This is a genomic window from Streptomyces sp. ERV7, from assembly GCF_001653515.1.
In the GTDB taxonomy this organism is placed as follows: Bacteria; Actinomycetota; Actinomycetes; order Streptomycetales; family Streptomycetaceae; genus Streptomyces.
This window is the reverse complement of the sequence record NZ_LYOY01000040.1, coordinates 962,795-981,703: the sequence shown is the minus strand read 5'-3', so window position 1 is coordinate 981,703 and position 18,909 is coordinate 962,795. Positions and strand designations below refer to the sequence as shown.

At 70.9% G+C, this 18,909-nt stretch carries 16 protein-coding genes and 1 pseudogene; 11 read left to right on the top strand and 6 right to left on the bottom strand.

From position 1 onward, the window contains the following. Positions 1-11: 11 nt before the first annotated feature. Positions 12-371: an NADH-quinone oxidoreductase subunit A gene (locus tag A8W25_RS19000; RefSeq protein WP_007383963.1), complete on the bottom strand. Its 360-nt coding sequence runs from the start codon at positions 369-371 to the stop codon at positions 12-14. A gap of 816 nt (positions 372-1,187) precedes the next feature. Between A8W25_RS19000 and A8W25_RS18995 the strand changes: the two genes are divergently transcribed. Continuing rightward, on the top strand, positions 1,188-2,006 hold the full coding sequence (locus tag A8W25_RS18995; protein ID WP_067163032.1) for a C40 family peptidase: 819 nt from the start codon (positions 1,188-1,190) through the stop codon (positions 2,004-2,006). Positions 2,007-2,087: 81 nt separating this feature from the next. On the opposite strand, the gene A8W25_RS18990 is transcribed toward A8W25_RS18995, so the two are convergent. After that, complete coding sequence (locus A8W25_RS18990; RefSeq protein WP_067163030.1) at positions 2,088-3,374, bottom strand: geranylgeranyl reductase family protein; 1,287 nt, start codon at positions 3,372-3,374, stop codon at positions 2,088-2,090. Between the two features lie 101 nt (positions 3,375-3,475). Between A8W25_RS18990 and A8W25_RS18985 the strand changes: the two are divergent. The 4 genes and pseudogenes from A8W25_RS18985 to A8W25_RS18970 form a co-directional block, all read left to right on the top strand. Continuing rightward, positions 3,476-3,772, top strand: a pseudogene (locus tag A8W25_RS18985) (GNAT family N-acetyltransferase); the annotation flags it as partial. Positions 3,773-3,929: 157 nt separating this feature from the next. Continuing rightward, on the top strand, positions 3,930-4,760 hold the full coding sequence (gene nadE, locus A8W25_RS18980) for an ammonia-dependent NAD(+) synthetase (protein WP_067163028.1): 831 nt from the start codon (positions 3,930-3,932) through the stop codon (positions 4,758-4,760). Between the two features lie 181 nt (positions 4,761-4,941). Further along, complete coding sequence (locus A8W25_RS18975) at positions 4,942-5,925, top strand: ATP-binding cassette domain-containing protein (RefSeq protein WP_067163026.1); 984 nt, start codon at positions 4,942-4,944, stop codon at positions 5,923-5,925. Further along, on the top strand, positions 5,922-6,683 hold the full coding sequence (locus A8W25_RS18970) for an ABC transporter permease (RefSeq protein WP_067163024.1): 762 nt from the start codon (positions 5,922-5,924) through the stop codon (positions 6,681-6,683). The genes A8W25_RS18975 and A8W25_RS18970 overlap by 4 nt, the downstream gene beginning before the upstream one ends. Here the strand turns inward: A8W25_RS18970 and A8W25_RS18965 are convergent. Further along, positions 6,667-9,837: a BTAD domain-containing putative transcriptional regulator gene (locus A8W25_RS18965; protein ID WP_067163022.1), complete on the bottom strand. Its 3,171-nt coding sequence runs from the start codon at positions 9,835-9,837 to the stop codon at positions 6,667-6,669. The two genes, A8W25_RS18970 and A8W25_RS18965, sit on opposite strands and share 17 nt — an antisense overlap. A gap of 158 nt (positions 9,838-9,995) precedes the next feature. Here A8W25_RS18965 and A8W25_RS18960 point away from each other — a divergent pair, with 158 nt between their 5' ends. The 3 genes from A8W25_RS18960 (at position 9,996) to A8W25_RS34050 (ending at position 12,107) form a co-directional block, all read left to right on the top strand. Then, positions 9,996-11,057, top strand: coding sequence for a M20 family metallopeptidase (locus A8W25_RS18960; protein ID WP_079126286.1), 1,062 nt, complete (start codon positions 9,996-9,998; stop codon positions 11,055-11,057). A 376-nt stretch (positions 11,058-11,433) separates the two neighbouring features. After that, positions 11,434-11,871, top strand: coding sequence for a VOC family protein (locus tag A8W25_RS18955; RefSeq protein WP_067163019.1), 438 nt, complete (start codon positions 11,434-11,436; stop codon positions 11,869-11,871). 59 nt (positions 11,872-11,930) lie between these two features. Further along, positions 11,931-12,107: a hypothetical protein gene (locus tag A8W25_RS34050; RefSeq protein ID WP_158942615.1), complete on the top strand. Its 177-nt coding sequence runs from the start codon at positions 11,931-11,933 to the stop codon at positions 12,105-12,107. Between the two features lie 26 nt (positions 12,108-12,133). On the opposite strand, the gene A8W25_RS18950 is transcribed toward A8W25_RS34050, so the two are convergent. After that, entirely contained in the window at positions 12,134-12,685 is a 552-nt protein-coding gene (locus A8W25_RS18950; RefSeq protein WP_067164221.1) for a DinB family protein, read from the bottom strand. 71 nt (positions 12,686-12,756) lie between these two features. Between A8W25_RS18950 and A8W25_RS18945 the strand changes: the two genes are divergently transcribed. Continuing rightward, on the top strand, positions 12,757-13,578 hold the full coding sequence (locus A8W25_RS18945; RefSeq protein WP_067163017.1) for a MerR family transcriptional regulator: 822 nt from the start codon (positions 12,757-12,759) through the stop codon (positions 13,576-13,578). A 69-nt stretch (positions 13,579-13,647) separates the two neighbouring features. Beyond that, positions 13,648-14,196 (top strand): YciI family protein, encoded by a 549-nt coding sequence (locus A8W25_RS18940; RefSeq protein WP_067163015.1) that lies wholly within the window; start codon positions 13,648-13,650, stop codon positions 14,194-14,196. Positions 14,197-14,240: 44 nt separating this feature from the next. Here A8W25_RS18940 and A8W25_RS18935 read toward each other — a convergent pair whose 3' ends face one another. Together A8W25_RS18935 and A8W25_RS18930 are read right to left on the bottom strand one after the other, a co-directional pair. Then, the gene (locus tag A8W25_RS18935) at positions 14,241-16,646 is read right to left on the bottom strand and encodes a polysaccharide lyase 8 family protein (protein ID WP_199831779.1); all 2,406 of its coding nucleotides are present in this window, start codon (positions 16,644-16,646) and stop codon (positions 14,241-14,243) included. Between the two features lie 116 nt (positions 16,647-16,762). Next, positions 16,763-17,503, bottom strand: a complete 741-nt coding sequence (locus A8W25_RS18930; protein ID WP_067163011.1) for a TetR/AcrR family transcriptional regulator — start codon at positions 17,501-17,503, stop codon at positions 16,763-16,765. Positions 17,504-17,670: 167 nt separating this feature from the next. On the opposite strand from A8W25_RS18930, the gene A8W25_RS18925 reads away from it, so the two are divergent. Further along, positions 17,671-18,834 carry an SGNH/GDSL hydrolase family protein gene (locus A8W25_RS18925; protein WP_067163010.1) on the top strand — a complete coding sequence of 388 codons (1,164 nt, stop codon included), beginning with the start codon at positions 17,671-17,673 and terminating at the stop codon, positions 18,832-18,834. Positions 18,835-18,909 lie beyond the last annotated feature (75 nt).

Sequence of the window (18,909 nt, the reverse complement as noted above, 5' to 3'; positions counted from 1 at the left end):
CCCTCAGCCCCTCAGTCCCATTCCAGGCCGCCGCGCCGCCACACATACGCGTAGGCGACGAACACGGTGAGCACGAAGAGCAGCATCTCCACGAGCCCGAAAACCCCCAGGGCGTCGAAGGTGACGGCCCAGGGGTAGAGGAAGACGATCTCGATGTCGAAGACGATGAAGAGCATCGCCGTCAGGTAGTACTTGATGGGGAAGCGGCCGCCTCCGGCCGGCGTGGGAGTCGGTTCGATGCCGCACTCGTACGCCTCAAGTTTCGCCCGGTTGTACCGCTTTGGGCCGATAAGCGTGGCCATGACCACGGAGAAGATCGCAAACCCAGCCCCTAGGGCGCCGAGCACGAGGATGGGCGCGTAGGCATTCACGCTCCTCGCTCCTTCCAGTCGTCCTTGACCGTTGGACCGCACACGGGCACCGCTGCCACCCCCTCGCCACGCGAAGATCGCGCACATGTGAGGCAGTTCACAAGCCCGACTGCACCGCATCCTATGCCCGGCGGTCTGTGATCTGCGACACGGGGTACGCCAACGGCTTTGTGATCTCCACCACCTGACGAAGGATCATGAAGTCGGATGAGCAGTGATCTTCACACCCGAAGCGGCCGAGTGATCACAAGGCGTAGCATCTACTCCTGTTACCGCTGGTCGCAAGGGGTGCGGCACTATCAAGACATGGGCCTTACAGGCAAATTGGCGATGGACTCGTTCGAGTGGTAAAGGGCCGCGGCTCACTCGTGCGGGTGAGAGCTTCGCCAAGGGGTGGACCTGTGCGCGCGTTCACGAACTCCGGACCGGTCCGGAAGCGAACCGGACGTGATCCGGATCGGCTCGAAGTGATCACGAGCCGGGCGCGGGGCCCTTGCCGGCCGGCCACTCCCCCGCCCCGCTGATCACGGCCCGGTCACGGGACGGCCGACAGCGGGATACGAAGTGACCTGCGTCACACGAATCCGTCACGGATTAAACCGGGCTTGGCCAACGGTGTGAACGGATGGTAGGCGACGGGCAATTCGGACTATTTATAAAAACCACATGATCACAGCCCTGATCGCGCATGCCCGGATTGCCCGTTACGGCGTCAATAAGGGCGCGGAGGAAGCGGATTCGTCCGTTCCGACCGCAACTGTGGCGCAGCACACGTTTCTTGAAGGGAACCGTGAACCCCTGATAGCGGTTGTCCTCATGTCCCACACCGCTCACATACCCAGCCACCGGAAGCCCCGCCGCAGCGCCTCCAAGCTCGCGCTCCGTGCCGGAGTTGCCGGTGGCGTCCTCAGCACCATCGCGGTGGCAGGCGCCGCCGGTTCGGCCACTGCCGCCGAGCCGGTGACCGAGACCATCGAGATGCCCACGCTCACGACCGGGCTCGCGAGCACCGCCGCCGCTTCCGCCGAGGCCACCCAGCGGGTCGCCGCCGACCTCCAGCTGAAGGCCCAGCAGAACGCGGCCGCCTCCAGCGCCGCCAAGGTCGCCAAGAAGGCCAAGGCCGACGCGGACGCCAAGGCGGAGGAAGAGAAGAAGGCCAAGGCCGAAGCCGAGGCCAAGGCGAAGGAGGAGGCCGCCGAGCGCGCCTCCCGCTCCTCCACGCGCACCAAGCTGAGCTCGACCGGTGGCAGCAGCACCGTCACCTCGTCCTCCCCCGCCACGGGTTCCGCCGCCACCATCGTGAACTTCGCGCTGGCGCAGGTCGGCAAGGCGTACGTGTCGGGTGCCACGGGCTCCAGCGCGTACGACTGCTCGGGCCTCGTGCAGGCCGCGTACCGCCAGGTGGGCATCGACCTGCCGCGCGTCTCCCAGGACCAGTCGGCCACCGGCCGCCAGGTCTCGCTGTCCAACCTCCAGGCCGGCGACATCCTCTACTGGGGCGGCTCGGGCTCCGCGTACCACGTGGCCATCTACGTCGGCGGCGGCAAGTTCGTCGGCGCGCAGAACTCCTCGACCGGTGTGGTCGAGCGCAGCATGGACTGGGACCGGCCGACCGGCGCGGTCCGCGTCCTCTAGTCGCGGCGCTCACAGGCATACGAGAGGGCCGGCGCTCCCCGAGAGGGGGCACCGGCCCTTTCGGCCGTGCAGGGGGCCTTCTCAGGCCTTGGGGGCCACCTTCGAGAGGCCGTTGATGATGCGGTCCATCGCGTCGCCGCCCCTGGGGTCGGTGAGGTTCGCGAGCATCTTCAGGGTGAACTTCATCAGCATCGGGTGGGTCAGGCCCCGCTGGGTCGCGATCTTCATGACCTTCGGGTTGCCGATGAGCTTCACGAAGGCGCGGCCCAGCGTGTAGTAACCGCCGTAGGTGTCCTTGAGGATCTTCGGGTAGTTGTGCAGCGCCAGCTCGCGCTGGGCCGGGGTCGCGCGGGCGTGCGCCTGGACGATGACGTCCGCGGCGATCTGCCCCGACTCCATGGCGTACGCGATGCCCTCGCCGTTGAACGGGTTGACCAGGCCGCCCGCGTCGCCCACCAGCAACAGGCCCTTGGTGTAGTGCGGCTGGCGGTTGAAGGCCATGGGGAGGGCGGCGCCGCGGATGGGGCCGGTCATGTTCTCCTCCGTGTAGCCCCAGTCGGCGGGCATGGAGGCGCACCAGGCCTTCAGGACCTCGCGCCAGTCGAGCTCCTTGAAGGAGGCGGAGGTGTTGAGGACGCCGAGGCCGACGTTGGAGGTGCCGTCGCCCATGCCGAAGATCCAGCCGTAGCCGGGCAGGAGGCGGTCCTCGCCCGGGCCGCGCCGGTCCCACAGCTCCAGCCAGGACTCCAGGTAGTCGTCGTCGTGGCGGGGCGAGTGGAAGTACGTCCGTACGGCCACGCCCATCGGGCGGTCCTCGCGGCGGTGCAGGCCCATCGCGAGGGAGAGCCGGGTGGAGTTGCCGTCGGCGGCGACGACGAGCGGCGCGTGGAAGGTGACTTCCCGCTTGTCCTCGCCGAGCTTGGCGTGGACGCCGGTGATCCGGCCCGTACGGTCGTCGATGATGGGCGCACCCACGTTGCAGCGCTCGTGGAGGCGGGCGCCGGCCTTCTGGGCCTGGCGGGCCAGCTGCTCGTCGAAGTCGTCGCGCTTGCGGACGAGTCCGTAGTCGGGGTAGCTGGCGAGCTCGGGCCAGTCCAGCTGGAGCCGGACGCCGCCGCCGATGATGCGCAGGCCCTTGTTCCGCAGCCAGCCGGCCTCTTCGGAGATGTCGATGCCCATCGACACGAGCTGCTTGGTGGCGCGCGGGGTCAGCCCGTCGCCGCAGACCTTCTCGCGCGGGAAGGCGGTCTTCTCCAGCAGCAGTACGTCGAGTCCGGCCTTGGCCAGGTAGTACGCGGTGGTCGACCCGGCGGGGCCGGCCCCGACGACGATCACATCCGCGGTGTGTTCGGAGAGGGGCTCGGTCACAGCGGGTTCTCCCGAAGACTCGATTTTGCATGCCGGAAAGCACAGGACATGTGCAGTCTATGGGTGGCTGTTGATCGTTATCGCGAAGGGTTGCCCACGCCATGAGCTCCACTGAGGAGAAGTCCCTGCCCGTCGTACGGCTGCGCGTGCCGACCGAGGAGGACGCGTACGCCTGGCACGAGGTGTTCGCCGATCCGGAGGTCATGGAGTTCCACGGGGGCGCGGCGGCGGAGCTGTCGGTGTACGAGGAGCTGACGGCGCGCCAGCGCAGGCACGATGCGGAGCGGGGGTTCTGTCTCTGGACCCTCCTTGGCGAGGACGACCGCGTCATCGGCTTCACGGGCGCGCAGCCGTGGCCCCACGCGTGGGGCCCGGTGGGGGAGGTCGAGATCGGGTGGGCTCGGCACCGCCCCGGCGAGCCTCGCTGCCGTCGCTGTCGCCGCCGCCGTCCCCGCCCCGGCACCCGCCTCCCTCGGCCGCCTCGCCTTCGCCGGACACCCCCTAGGTAGGGTGGTGGGCGCACCAGCACATCGTGAAGTGGAACAAGGAGCAGACGTGAGCGAGCCGGCGTCCACCGCCCTGCAGCAGGAGATCGCCCGGGATCTCCAGGTCGCCGAGACCTTCGAGGCCGAGCGGGAGATCGAGCGGCGGGTGGCCTTCCTCGCCGAGCGGCTCACCTCCACCGGTCTGCGCTCCCTCGTGCTCGGCATCAGCGGCGGCGTCGACTCCACCACCACCGGCCGTCTGTGCCAGCTCGCCGTCGAGCGGGCCCGGGCCGCCGGGCACGAGGCGCGCTTCTACGCGATGCGGCTGCCGTACGGAGTCCAGGCCGACGAGCACGACGCCCAGCTCGCGCTCTCCTTCATCCAGGCCGACCATGTGCTGACCGTGGATATCAAGCCCGCGAGCGACGCCGCCATCGAGGCCGCGCTGGCCGCCGACGTGAGCTTCCGCGACGCCCACCACCAGGACTTCGTGCACGGCAACATCAAGGCGCGCCAGCGCATGATCGCGCAGTACGCGGTGGCCGGCGCGCACGACGGCCTGGTCGTCGGCACCGACCACGCCGCCGAGGCGGTCTCCGGCTTCTTCACCAAGTTCGGCGACGGCGCCGCCGACCTGGTCCCGCTGACCGGCCTGACCAAGCGCCGGGTGCGTGCCGTCGCGGACGCGCTGGGCGCACCCGCCGAGCTGGTGTGGAAGACCCCGACGGCCGACCTGGAGACCCTCGACCCGGGCAAGGCCGACGAGGACGCGCTCGGGGTCACGTACGACGACATCGACGACTTCCTGGAGGGCAAGCCGGTCGATGAGCGGGCCTCCGAGACGATCGTCCGCCGCTACCGCCTGACCGAGCACAAGCGCCAGCTGCCCGTCGCCCCGTAACGGCGTCGCCTGCGTCCTGTAGAGGGCGCGGCCCCGGGAGTGCTCTCAGGCGTTCCCGGGGCCTTTTGTCTTCCGGTTTGTCTTGCTGCTCGGCTTTCTGTTTTGTCTTCCTGCGCGCTGTCAGTGGCCGTGTCAGGCGCGTGTCAGATCGGTGACAGGCCCGGCCGCGAGGCTCAAGCCCATGAAGAGTTCGGCAAGCGCAGTTTCGGCAAGCGCAGTTTCGGCAAGCGCAGTTTCAGCAATCGCGGTCTCCGGGCTGCGCAAGGCATATGGCGACAAGGCCGTGCTCGACGGTATCGACTTCGAGGTCGCCGCGGGATCGGTCTTCTCCCTGCTCGGCCCCAACGGCGCGGGCAAGACGACGACGGTGAACGTCCTGACGACGTTGATGAAGGCCGACGCCGGGACGGTGCGCGTCGCCGGGCACGACGTGGCGACCGCGACCAGGGAGGTGCGCGCCGCCATCGGTGTGACCGGTCAGTTCGCCGCGGTGGACGAGCTGCTGTCGGGCCGCGAGAACCTGCGGCTGATGGCGGACCTGAGGCGCGTGCGCTCCGGTGGCCGGCTGGTCACGAGTCTCCTTGAGCGGTTCGACCTGATGGAGTCGGCGGACAAGCTGGCGGCGACGTACTCGGGAGGTATGCGCCGGAAGCTGGACCTGGCGATGACGCTCGTCGGCAACCCGCGGATCATCTTCCTCGACGAGCCGACCACGGGTCTCGACCCGCGCAGCAGGCGCACGATGTGGGCCATCGTCCGGGAGCTGGTGGCCGAGGGCACCACCATCTTCCTCACCACCCAGTACCTCGACGAAGCCGACCAGCTCGCCGACCGGGTCGCGGTGCTCCACCAGGGCCGGCTGGTCGCCCAGGGCACCCCCGAGGAGCTCAAGCGCCAGATCCCCGGTACCCACGTCCGGCTGCGGTTCGCGGACCTCGACGAACTCGACGTGGCGGCAAGGGTCCTGGCCGGATCCACGCGCGACGACGAGGAGCTGACCCTGCGGGTGCCCAGCGACGGTGAGTCGAGGTCGCTGCGGGTGCTGCTCGACCGGCTCGACGAGCACATGCTCAACGCCGCGGAGTTCTCCGTGCACACACCGGACCTCGACGACGTCTTCCTCGCCCTGACCGAGAACACGAGCACGAAGGTGGCCGCACGATGAGTACGCTCCCGACGCCGATGGCCGATGCGGCGATCATGGTGCGCCGCAATCTGAAGCACAACCTGCGGAACCCGACCACGGTGTTCAACGCGGTCCTGTTCCCGCTCGTGATGATGCTGATGTTCGTCAAGGTGTTCGGTGGCGCGTTCGACGTCGGCGGCGACTACGTCGACTACGCGACACCGGGTCTGCTCGTGATGGCCATCAGCTACGGTCTCGGGGCCACCGCGACGGCTGTGAACGACGACATGACCAAGGGCATCATCAACCGGTTCAAGACCATGGACGTCTCCCGGGGTTCCGTGCTGACCGGACACGTCGTCGTCACCATGCTGCGCTGCCTGGTGGCCTGCGCGGCCATCGTCGGACTGGCCTTCGCGATGGGGTACGACCCGGGCGCGAGCGCCCTCGACTGGCTCGGCGCGATCGGGCTGATCGTGCTGCTCAGCTTCGCGGCCGGCTGGCTCACCGTCGCTCTGGGGCTGGCCGCCAAGACCGCGGAGTCGGCGGGACTGGCCGCCGTGCCGTTGATCATGTTGCCGTTCCTGAGCAGCGCCTTCGTGCCCTCGGACACGATGGGGGCGGGGGTGCGGCAGTTCGCGGAGTACCAGCCCTTCACCCCGATCATCGAGACACTGCGCGGGCTGCTGGAGGGCGACCCGTCGAGTGGTGACGCGCTCGCGGCCCTCGCCTGGTGCGTCGGGTTCGCCGTCGTCGGGTACGGGTGGGCGGTCTCCACGTTCAAGAAGCGAGCGTGACCTCGACCAGCTCGGACCAGCCGGTCCGCGCCCCCTCCTCGGCCGCCTCGGCGAACTCCGCGTCGCCGAGGCGGTGGCGCGCCGCCCGCTCGATCCGGGCCGCGTCCGGGTGGGAGTGGTCCGGCAGTCCTCGTACGGCCGTGCTCGCCGCGAGCAGCCGCGCGGCCTGCGCGTGCGCGCCGCGGCGCAGCGCCAGGTCCGCGACCCCGACGAGCACCCGGGCGATCACCGGTGCGTGTCCCGTCTCGGACGCCGCCTCGCAGGCCGCGGCGCGCAGCGTCCGGGCCTCGCCGAGGTCGTCGGCGAGGTAGCCGAGCAGGTCCTGCGCCACCGCGCGGATGACCGCCTCCTCCGCGTCGTCGCCCAACAGGGCTTTCGCCACGTCCAGTTGCCTGTGCGCCTCCCGGGCATCGCCGTCCCAGCGGGCGAGTTGCGCCTTCGAGAGGGCGAGGACGGCCAGCGCACCCGGCCAGGTGACCCGCTCCGCGTACCGCTGCGCCTCGGCCAGAGTGGCCGCGCACGCGTCCTTGTCGCCGATCAGCCAGTACAGCTGCGCCTGCCGCGACCGTATGGCGATGATGTCCTCGGTGGAACCGAGCTCGGTGACGACCGCGATCGCCTCCTCGTAGTACGCGCACGCACCGGCGAAGTCGCCGCGCATGGCGAGCCGGTCCGCCAGCTCGGTCAGGGCGAAGTGGATCCCGAACCGCTCGCCGAGCACCCGGAACTCGGCGAGCGCCCTCTCCAGGTACGCGTCCGCCTCCTTGCCGTCCGGCCCGCCCTGGCCGAGTACGGTCCGCATCTTGCCCAGGAGCAGCCTGGCGTGCGCCCGCGCCCAGGGGTCCTCGTCGTCGAGCAGCGGTTCGAACGCGGACAGGAACGCGTCGGGCGTCCGCAGCATGCGCTCCAGCGGGGTGACGAACCCCAGCAGTGGGTGGCGGGACCGGCTGTGCAGGCTGCGGCGGCTGAACTCGTACGCCTTGTGGATCCACTCCGCGGCCTGGTGCTCGTCGCCCGGCCCGGACGTCACGAAGTTCACGAGCAGCGCGTACACCGTGGCCCGGACCTCGTCGGTCACCTCGCCGGGTACCTCGGTGGCCGCGGTGAGGTGCTCCATGCCCTCGGTCCGGTGCCCGCTGAGCCACCAGTACCAGCCCGCGGCCGCCGCCAGCCGCATCGCCGCCTGCGCCTCGCCCGCCGCGAGCGCGCCGCGCACCGCCGCAGCGATGTTGTCGTGCTCGGCCTCAAGGGTGGCCAGCCACTCCAGCTGCTGGGCGCGCCGCAGCTGCGGCTCCGCGGTCTCGGCGAGCTCGGTGAAACAGGCCAGGTGCGCGTGGCGCGCCCGCTCCGATTCCCCCGCCTCCGCCAGCCGCTGTCCGGCGTACTCCTTGATCGTGCCGATCATGCGGTAGCGCGGGGCGCCGTCGCCCTCGGCGCGCAGCAGCGACTTCTCGGTCAGCGCGGTGAGCAGTTCGAGTACGTGCTCCCGCTCGACCGTGCCGTCCGCCCCGTCCGCGCAGACCCGTTCGGCCGCTTCCAGGCCCGCCCCGCCGGAGAACACCGACAGCCTGCGCAGGACCGTCCGCTCGGCCTCGGTGAGCAGCTCCCAGCTCCAGTCGACCACCGCGCGCAGCGTCTTGTGCCGGGGCAGCGCGGTGCGGCTGCCACTGGTCAGCAGACGGAACCGGTCGTCGAGCCGGTTGGCCAGCTGATCGACGGACATCGTGCGCAGTCTCGCCGCGGCCAGTTCGATCGCCAGCGGCATCCCGTCCAGGGCCCGGCAGACGCGCACCATCGTCGCCAAGGTGCGGGCGTCGACCGGGAGATCCCGGCGCACCGCCCCGGCCCGGTCCCGCAGCAGCTGGACGGCGGGGAAGGACACGATCTCGCCCGGGTCCGCGTCCTCCTCCGGCAGGGCCAGCGGCTCGACCGGCCACAGCGCCTCCCCGGTGATACCGAGCGGTTCCCTGCTGGTCGCCAGGATTCGCAGCCGCCGGCACTCCCCGAGCAGCCGGTGGGCGAACACCGCCGCGGCCTCGATCACGTGCTCGCAGTTGTCCAGGACCAGCAGCGCCTCCCGCTCGCGGATCGCGGCGACGAGCCGGTCCGTCAGCTCCGCGTTGGGGGCCCCGCCCAGCAGGGCGTCCCGCAGACCGAGCCCGGCGAGCGCCGACTGCGCCACCTCGCCGTCCGTGCCGATGGCGGCGAGCTCCACCAGCCAGACCCCGTCCGGCAGATCGCCGAGCAGGGTGCGCGCGGTCTCCGTGGCCAGCCTGGTCTTGCCGGAGCCGCCCGGACCGGTGACGGTGGTGAGCCGGTGCTCGGACAGGAGCGCGCGGACCGCGGCCACATCGGCGCCCCGGCCGACGAAGCTGGTCAGCTCGGCGCGCAGATTGGTCTTGTGGGTCTCCTCGCGCCGCCCCAACTCGCCCCGCAGCAGCGCGACGTGCAACGCGGCCAGCTCGGGCGAGGGATCCACGCCCAGTGCGTCGGCCAGGGCCTCCCGAGCGCGCTGGTACACCAGCAGCGCCTCGCTGTCGCGACCGGCCGCGACGAGGGCGCGCATCAGGGCGGCGACGAGCCGCTCCCGTACCGGGTGCGCGGCCACCAGGTCGCTCAGCTCGGTGACCAGCTCCGCACCGCGCCCGAGGGCCACCTCCGCGTCGACCCGCTCCTCGGTGGCGCTCAGGCGCAACCCGTCGAGCCGGACGACCGCGGCCTCGAACGCGGCGCTGTCCGTCAGACCGACGTCCTGCATGGCCGCGCCGCGCCACAGATCGAGGGCCTCGCGCAGGAGGCGCACCCGCCGGGATGCGTCCCCGGTACGGGCCTGGCCCGCGATGACGAGGCGTTCGAAACGTACGGCGTCGACGGCGTCGGGCTCCACCGCCAGCCGGTAGCCGTCCGGCTGCCCCGCGATCGCCCCGTCCGGCAGCGCCTTCCGCAGCCGGGAGACCAGGCGCTGCAAGGCGTTCGTCGCGTCGGCGGGCGGGTGTTCGCCCCAGATCCAGTCGATGAGCGGCGCCTTGGGGACCGCGTGCCCCGGCTTGAGCGCGAGGGCGACCAGCAGCCCGCGCAGCCGCGCGCCGGGCACGTCGACCAGGCCGCCGTCGTCCGTGCGCACCTCGAATGGACCCAGCATCCCGATCTGCACCCGCTGATTTTGGCACGGGAGTTCGGCGGGCGTTCCGTCGCTGACCCGCACCTCGGGTGCCCGAGGGGGCGCCGGGGCCACGGCCCGGCTGTCAGGGACGTACCAAGTACGCTGACGGAGTGACGACGCACAAGAGGGTCGACGTGAGCGTCGACGCGATGATCGATGACCTCCGGACACTCGTCGAAGTCGAGTCTCCCTCGCGCGAACTCGACGCCTTGGCGGCATCGGCCACCACTGTCGCCGCTGTCATCGAGAGTCGCCTCGGCGGGAAGGCCGTCCTCGTCGAGAGCGAGGCCGGGCCGCACGTCCACTGGTCGGGCGGTGGCGATCCCCGCGTCCTCGTCCTCGGCCACCATGACACGGTGTTCCCGCTCGGTACGCTCGAACGCCGCCCGTTCCGTGTGGCGGACGGGCGGGCGACCGGCCCCGGTGTCTTCGACATGCTCGGCGGTCTGGTGCAGGCGATTCACGGGCTGGCGGCGCTCGACGACCTGTCGGGCGTCGAGATCCTGGTGACCGCCGACGAGGAGGTCGGCTCCCGCTCCTCCCGGGCGCTGATCGAGGAACGGGCCCTCGCGTGCGGCGCCGTACTCGTCTTCGAGGGCGCCGCCGACGGCGGAGGCCTCAAGACCGGCCGCAAGGGCTGCGGCTCCTTCCGGGTCTCGATCTCGGGCCGGGCCTCGCACGCCGGACTTGAGCCCGAGGCGGGGGTCAACGCCCTGGTCGAGGCGGCACACCAGGTCCTGGACATCGCGGCGCTCGGCCGCCCGGAGATCGGCACGACGGTCACCCCGACCGTCGCGTCGGCGGGCACCCTGGACAACGTCGTCCCCGCCCGAGCGACCGTCGTCGTCGACGTCCGGGTCGAGTCGGCCGAGGAGAAGGAACGCGTCGAGTCGGCGTTCGCGGCTCTGACTCCGCACCTCGGCGAGGCGGAGATCGTGGTGGAGGGAGCCGTCGGCCGGCCCCCGATGCCCGAGTCGGCGTCGGCCGAGCTCTTCGCGGTGGCGAGGAGGCTGCGGCCCGACCTCGAAGGTGTGGCGGTCGGCGGCGGCAGCGACGGCAACTTCACGGCCGCGCTGGGAGTGCCGACGCTCGACGGCCTGGGAGCGGTCGGAGGCGGCGCCCACGCCGACCACGAGTACGTGGTGGTCGAGACGATGGCCGAGCGGGCAAGCCTCGTCACGGGACTGGTGACGGCGATCCGGAACGCCTAGGGAGGGTCAGGGCCGAGAGGCCAGGCCACGCCAACAGGCCTGGGCGTGGGGCCGCTTGGCTGCCCAGGAGAGAACCCGTACGGTCCGTCGGTGAAGTTGTCCTCACTCGGACCGGGACCCGGACCCGCAGCGCGCGGTGGCTGGCCGGATCGGCGTTGCACCGGTTTGTGACCAGCCACTAGAGTCCGTGAGGTGACTGCCGGGTCGGCCTTGGGCCATACACGAGTGGGGTTCCCGGCCTCGGCGTGAGCGCGAGGCGGGCAAGAAGTCCGCCCCTTTTCTCCGCGTCTTCGCATCCGGCGCCCGCGTACGGCGCCGCATACCGGCGAATCCCCAGGATTCGCAGCCTCGCCAAAGACCCGGAGAAACCTCACCGATGTCGCACGACCAGTACCACCCGCACCACCCGCACGCCTCCGAACCGTCGGTGGTCGCCGTGCAGCTGAACCACACCGCCGTATACGCCAGCGACCGGTATCTGTCGGCCGAGTTCATCGCCGCGATCCTGGGGTTGCGGGTCGGCGCTCCGTTCGGGCCGTTCCTGCCCGTCGACCTCGGCAACGGTGTGACCCTCGACTACTACGAGAAGAGGGACGAGCCGATCCAGACCCAGCACTACGCGTTCCTCGTGCCCGACGAGCACTTCCCTGCCATGATCGCGCGTCTGGAGACGGTCGGGGTCACGTACTACGCCGACCCCGACCACACCGACCCCGGCCGGATCAACCACCTCTTCGGCGGCCGGGGCGCCTACTTCAAGGACCCGGACGGACACAACATGGAGATCATGACCCGCCCGTACACACGCCCCTGACCGCGCGCCCGGCCGTCTCACGGACCGGCACGACGAAAGACAGGAGGTCCCCCGCCAGCATGGACCGTGTGGATAGTGCGGACAGTATGGACATCGAGATCGACGCGGACCTTGTGCGGTCCCTGCTGCGCGCGCAGGAGGCGCCGGCCAACCCGGTGCGCGGTGTTCCCCTCGCACCGTTCGCCCCGCATCTCGACAGGGCGTACGGGCCGCTGCCGTTCGGCAGCGGCCCGTAGGCGGTCCCGGTCCGGGCCGCCGGTCCTCAGATGCCCCGCGCGCCGTCGATCCGCTCACGCAGCAGATCGGCGTGGCCGTTGTGGCGGGCGTACTCCTCGATCATGTGGATGAGCACCCAGCGCAGCGAGACCCTGCCGCGCCAGGAGTCGTCGCCCTCGAGGTCGAGGTGCGGAGCCCGCTCGGCGAAGTCATCGGCGTACGCGACCTCGGCCCGCCAGGCCTGCCACGCGTCCGCGATCGCCGCCGGCTCGGACACGGCGCCGTCGAAGTCCCCGTCGGGGGCCTCGGTGCAGGAGTAGAGGGGCGGAGCGTCCTGTCCGGCCAGCACCTGGCGGAACCAGTGGCGCTCGACATCCGTGAGGTGGCGGACCAGGCCGAGCAGGGACAGCGTGGACGGTTCCACGGCGCGGGCCGACAGTTCCGCTTCCACACCGGCGCACTTGAGCTCCAAGGTCGCGCGCTGATCGCCGAGGAAGGCGAGGAGCATACGCCGTTCCTCACCGGTCGCAGGTCCACTGAACCGGCGCTCGGGTCCGTCTCCGACGAACTCTTCGGCTCTTCTGGTCGAGGTAGTCATGGTCGTGATCATTTCCCCCACTATGGTTTCTTGACCCTCACACCGTGTCAGACGCTGGACTCGGAGACATCATGTTCACCATCGGAGACTTCGCCCGGCACGGTCGCGTCTCGGTCCGGATGCTGCGTCACTACGACGCGACCGGACTGCTGCGGCCCGCCCATGTCGACCCCGCCAGCGGCTACCGGTACTACACGGCCGCCCAACTGGCCCGCCTCAACCGCGTGATCGCGCTCAAGGACCTCGGTTTCACCCTTCAGCAGGTCCAGGAGATCCTGGACGAGAAGGTCACCACCGAGGAACTGCGCGGCATGCTGCGGCTGCGGCAGGCCGAGCTGGAGGCCGCGATGGCCGCCGCCGCGGCGCGCCTGGTGCAGGTCGAGGCGAGGCTCCGGTCGATCGAGAGCGAGGGGCACATGCCCACACAAGACGTTGTCGTCAAGAGCGTCCCGGCGGTCCGGGTGGCGGAGCTGACGGCGACCGCCGCGAGCTTCGGGCCGCAGGACATCAGCCCGGTCATCGGGCCGCTCTACGACGAGTTGTTCCGGCGCCTGGGCGAGGCCGGCATCACGCCGACGGGCCCCGGTATCGCCTACTACGAGGACGAGCCGGTGGGTGACGGCAGGATCCGCGTCCACGCGGCCGTCCAGGTCGTCGCCGCACCCCTCCAGGACGGTGCGTTCCGGGTGCTCGACCTTCCACCCGTCCAGGCGGCGACGATCGTGCACCGCGGCTCGATGGACGCGGTGCTGCCCACCGCCCAGACCCTGGCCCACTGGATCGACGGCAACGGCTACCGGTCGGCCGGTTACCCCCGGGAGATCAACCTGGAGTGCCCGGACAACCGCGACGAGTGGGTGACCGAGTTGCAGACACCGATCACCGGGCCGTGACGGGGGAGGGCCGACCGCGCTCCCCGGAACCCCCTTGAGAAGCTGTCGTGCGTTGGGGAGTCTGTGGGCATGGAGTTCTTCTGCTACCACCGCGATCGGCCCGGTTCCCTGCCCTTGCGCGGCCAACTGCTCGAAGCCCACTGGTCCTACATGGACGGGTTCGAGAAGGAGCTGATCGCGCGCGGGCCCACGTTCGCCGAGGACGGTGAGACACCCAGCGGCAGCATGCACATCGTCGATCTGCCGAACCCCGCCGCCGCCCGCGCGTTCGCCTTCGAGGAGCCCAACTACCAGGCCGGTGCGTACCGGGACGTGCTGGTGCGGCGCTGGCGCAACCTGCTGGGCCGCACCATGTGGGACTTCCCCGGCGGCCGGACCGACGGCAACCGGTACCTGGTGCTCGGCCTGGGCTCGGGGGAGCCCGGCGACCTCGTGGTGCCGTCGGACCGCGACGACCTGATCGCGTACGGGCCGTTGCTGTCCGACGACGGTGCCACCTGGGTGGGAACGGTGGCGCTGGTCCGGGCTCCGGACGCGGCCACCGCGCGGGCCGTCCTGACGGCGGACCGGTATGCCGACATCGAGGTCCACGACTGGGAGTTCGGCGGACGGCGGTAGAGAGGGGAGCGTGGTGCCCCTGAGGGGCGGGTTCCCGCTCGGTGTCAGTCGACGGTGAAGGAGTGCGTGGCACCGAGCGAGCCCGCGACCTCGATGTCCACCACCAGCCGGGGGTGAGTGGCCACCACGGTGACCGTGGGATCCGCGCGGACGACGCGGTGGGCGGCGACATCGACGGTGACGCGCACGCTGTCCTGCGTCTGGGACGGGTCCGCCAGGGCGCAGCTCCAGCCCTTCGGCGTCCGGCCCCATACGGCGGTGGTCGGCCCGGACGTCCGGAGGCCGTCGACGGCGCCCGGGGCGAAGAACACCGCCGCCGTGAGGTGCGCGTCGAGGCGGATCGCCTGGGTGTGCTCCGAGTTGGCGAGCACCGTCCACCGCCCGGTCGCACGGCGTGTCTCGGTGGCGGTGGCACCCGGCAGCACGGCGTAGGCATAGCTCGCACCGGCCGGGCGGACCCCGTGAGCGACCACGATCTTCTGGTAGCGGCGGGTGTACGGGGTGGAGGTCCCATGGGTGTTGGCGCCGGTGTCGATGCCCAGCCAGGTGCCGGTACGGTCCTCGCGCAGCAGCGTCAGCGGCTTGTCGGCGTGGCCGTCGAGGAGCACATAGCCCCCGGTGCCGTCCAGGTGCAGCCAGCGCGCGTGGCGGACGACCGTGGGGCGGCCGAGCGGCGAGGTGTCGGGGCGGCCGTCGATCAGCAGGCCGGGGGTGCCGTCCTCGCCCAGACCGCGGTTCTCGATCGCCGTACGTACCGGGGCGCCGGAGGTGTCGGTGATGGCGGCGCCCAGGCAGACCACCGCGTCGGGGGTGAGGAACCAGGACTTCTTGGCGGACAGGGTGCCGTCCTGGGATACGAAGTCCAGCGCCTGGACACCGTACCGGTCGTCGAAGCGCGCTCCGCCCGCGAAGGTGCGTGTGGTGCGCGGCGGTTCGGTCAGCAGAGGTGGGGGCGCGGCGTCCTTGGTTGTGGTGCCGGGCAGGAGTGTGGCGTCGACGGTGGGCCAGTAGGCGTCGCTGTACTGGCCCTGCCGGCCGGGCAGGAAGGTGTAGAGCACGCCGTCGCCGGTGTACCAGCCGTGCAGGTTCATGCCGTTGATGGCCTCGTAGCGGCAGATCCGGGAGGAGCCCGTGCCGAGCGAGGCCGACCAGCGCTCGGTGGTGTGCACCATCCGGTCCATCTGCGGGAACGTGCGGTGCAGGGCCGTCGCGCCCGACCGTGCCCGTACGGCGGGCAGTTGCTCGGCGAACTCGACCTCGGGCACCCCGACGGGCTGGAGGCCGCCCGAGAACCGGCCGACATCGGAGACGTCCAGGTAGGGCGCCCAGGTGCCCTCGGCGATCCAGCGCGCCGCGAGCCGGGACAGCCGCCTGCGGGTTTCGCCCGTCGCCGTCCTCGCCAGCAGCACCGCGGCCGCGATGAACTGGTGGCCCGCGTCGTGCCCGGTCTCGCCCTGCCGGGACAGCATCCGGCCCCGTACCGTCTCCATCATCGACCCGGCGAACAGGAAGGGCGCGTGCACATCGGTGACGACCTGCTCGAACTTCTCCCGCACAGCGGGTGCGAGGCCGACGGCGGTGTCGTGCGTGACGTAGGTCAGCCCGGCGATCGCGCTCAGCAGGACCAGCCCGTAGTGGCCGGGGTAGGGCACCACGTCGTGCTGGATGAAGGACCCGTCGGTGTGGTAGCCGTCGCCCTTGGTGGTGCGCAGCGTCAGGTCCGAGGCGCCGCCGCCCGCGGTGTCGGTGACGGCCGCGATGCCGGCGGCGACGCGGGTGGCATCGTCGGCCAGCGCGCCCGACACCACGGTGATCAGGGCCTTGTCCGCACGGTTGGCGCCTGTCTCCACGGTGGCGTTGGAGGTACGGCGGTTGGGGTCGGCGACGAAGCGCAGCACGGGGCGCAGCACGCGTTCCCGGCCGGCTGCGGGCAGCCGGTCGCCGAGCGCCACCACGGTCTGGAGCAGCCAGTACGGCACGCCTATCTCGTACGAGTACCAGTTGCCCAGCTCGGCGGTGTTCTCGTTGTACTGGGTGCGGTAGAGGGTGTCGAGGGCGGTGACGAGACGGTCGGGCGTCTCCGGCCGGGTGGAGAGCGCGGATCCGGGTGTGGCCCAGTCCACCGCGATGGTCCGCAACCGGTAGTACATGGTGGGGAAGTAGGTACTGCCCGGCCCCACCGGCAGGTCGGGCCAGAGCTGGTCGCCGGTGACGGTCATGGCCGCGTCGTAGCCGGTCGCGACCTCGTCGAGCGCGGCCACCGCGCGAGCGCGCCGGGGTGAGACGCGGTTGCCGCCGATCTGGAGCTCGCGGTAGGCGGCCACGATCCTCGTGTGGTCCGTGGAGCCCAGCGGGGCCGTAGCGCCGGGTCCGGCAGCCTGGAGCGGGATCGCGGCGGCCACCGCGGCGGTCGCTCCGTACCTCAACACGTCTCGGCGATCGAGCGGCATCGCTTGTCCTTCCGTCGGATCCCACATCGCAGAAAGCCGCAGTTCATATAGATGAACCGAGCCTATATACGGGAACGTTGGAGCGAGGGCAAGGTAGCTCCGGCGCGGAGGTCGAGTCAACGGTCCGCACGGCCTCCACCGGCTTTACCGCCCAGGTGTGGAGCCGGAGGAGGGCCGACTGTGCGGCGCGTGGCGGTCCAGCCGCTCGTCGTGACGCCGGGACGGTAGCGGGCGAGGAACATGTCCACGCCGCCGGTGATGAGCCGTTGGGTGAGGTCGGCGTCGGGTGCCGAGCCGGCCGAGCCGTACGCGATGTGCGGCATCAGTACCAGACCGGAGAGCTGGATCGCCGCCAACTCGATGTCGTCGATGGCGAGTTCGCCGCGTTCCACGAGTGAGGCGAGCGCGGCGCGGACGATCAGGTGGAAGCGCTCGGGGCCCTGCTCCTGCCAGGTGCGGCCCAGCTCGGGCAGGCGCGGCATGGAGCCCATGACGGCGTTGTGCAGGGCGAGCACCTCGGGGGTGGCATGGCCGGCCACCCATGCCTCGCAGATCGCGACGAGGTCGGCGCGTACATCCGTGGAGGAGCCGAGGCGTTCCTCGACCAGCCGGGTCGACTCCGCGAGCGCGGCGTCCAGGAGATCGCCGACGATCGCGGTGAAGAGGGCTTCCTTGCTGCCGAAGTGGTTGTAGACGGTGACCTTGGCGACGCCCGCCTCGGCGGCGATGGTGTCCATGCCCACGCCGTAGCCGTCCCGCAGGAACGCATCGGTGGCGGCCCGCACGATCGCCCTGCGCTTGGCCGCCGCCCGGTCGCCCGAGGGGATGCGCTTGGGGGGCTGTTCGCTTGCGCGCACTGTCGCCGTCTCCTTCTCTCGCCGTGGGCCGCAGTCTAGCCGCGGCTGAACCATCCCGTTGAGTTCAGTTCAACTGAACCGTTGAGTACATCTGAACTGTACTGTATGGTTCAGATCATGCAGAGGCCGCGCACCGCCGGCCCCGCCCCGGAGAGGACTTCGCCGCCATGGACACGACCGCTTGGGTCGCAGGCTTCCGTTCCGCCGTGCTCAGCCCGCACGAGATCATCAAGATCAGTCCGTCGCGCGGCTTCCACGACCAGACGCTGCGTCAGATCCTGCACCTCGACGGCGGCGGTGAGGCCGTAAGGGTGCGGCTCAGCAACGAGTACGGCAAGGAGCCGCTGGTCATAGCGGCCGCTCGGCTCGCGATCCGGGCCGAGCGCGGCGACGCGGTCGATCCCTCCGCCGACACCGCCCTGCTCCCCGGGACCGACAGGCCGCTGCGCTTCGGCGGTGCGGCCGAGGTGACCGTGCCGGTCGGCGAGGTGGTCCAGAGCGACCCCGTCGAGTTGGCGGTGAGCGCGGGCACCGACCTCGTACTGAGCCTCTATCTGCCCGAGGACACCGGGTTGGCGACGTTCGCCCACACCCCGTCGCAGAGCGCCTACGCGGTCTCCGGCAACCATGTCTCGGCGGCTGTGCTGGACGGCGCCGAGGAGGCGGACGGACGCTACTACGTCACCGGTGTCGACGTCCTCGCTCCCCAGGGCACCGCGATCGCCGTGGCGTTCGGCGACTCCTGGCTGGAGGGCACCGGTACCTCGACCGGCACCAACCGGCGCTTCCCGAACCAGCTCAACCGCCGGCTCGGCCGGGGCTGGGTGGTCAACCAGGGCATCGGCGGCAACCGGCTGCTGACCGACGAGGTCGGCCCGCACGGTCTGGCCCGCTTCGACCGCGATGTGCTCGGCGTGCCCGGCGCCACCCATGTGATCTTCCACTTCGGCCTCAACGACCTCGGCCTGCCGGGTATGTCCGGCGAGCCGCCGGCCACCGCCGAGGACCTGATCGAGGGCTACACCACGCTCGCCGGGAGGGCCCGCAGCGCGGGGCTGACCACGATCGGCATGACCATGGGTCCGTACGCGGGAACCGTCTACCCCGGCGTCGACAGCCCCGAGGGCCGGGTGATCCGCCGTCAGGTCAACGACTGGCTGCGCACCTCGACCGTGTTCGACGCGGTCGTCGACATCGCGGCCGCAGTCCAGGACCCGGACGCCCCGGACTTCATCCGGCCCGACCTGGACAGCGGCGACCACCTCCATCTGAACGACGAGGGTGCCCGGGAGATGGCGGAGGCGGTCGACCTCGCCCTCCTGGAGCTGTGACGGCGCACACCGTGAAGGACCGCGAAATTCGGTCACCGGGGAACCCGGCCGTTGGCGATAATCGAGCCTGTGAAG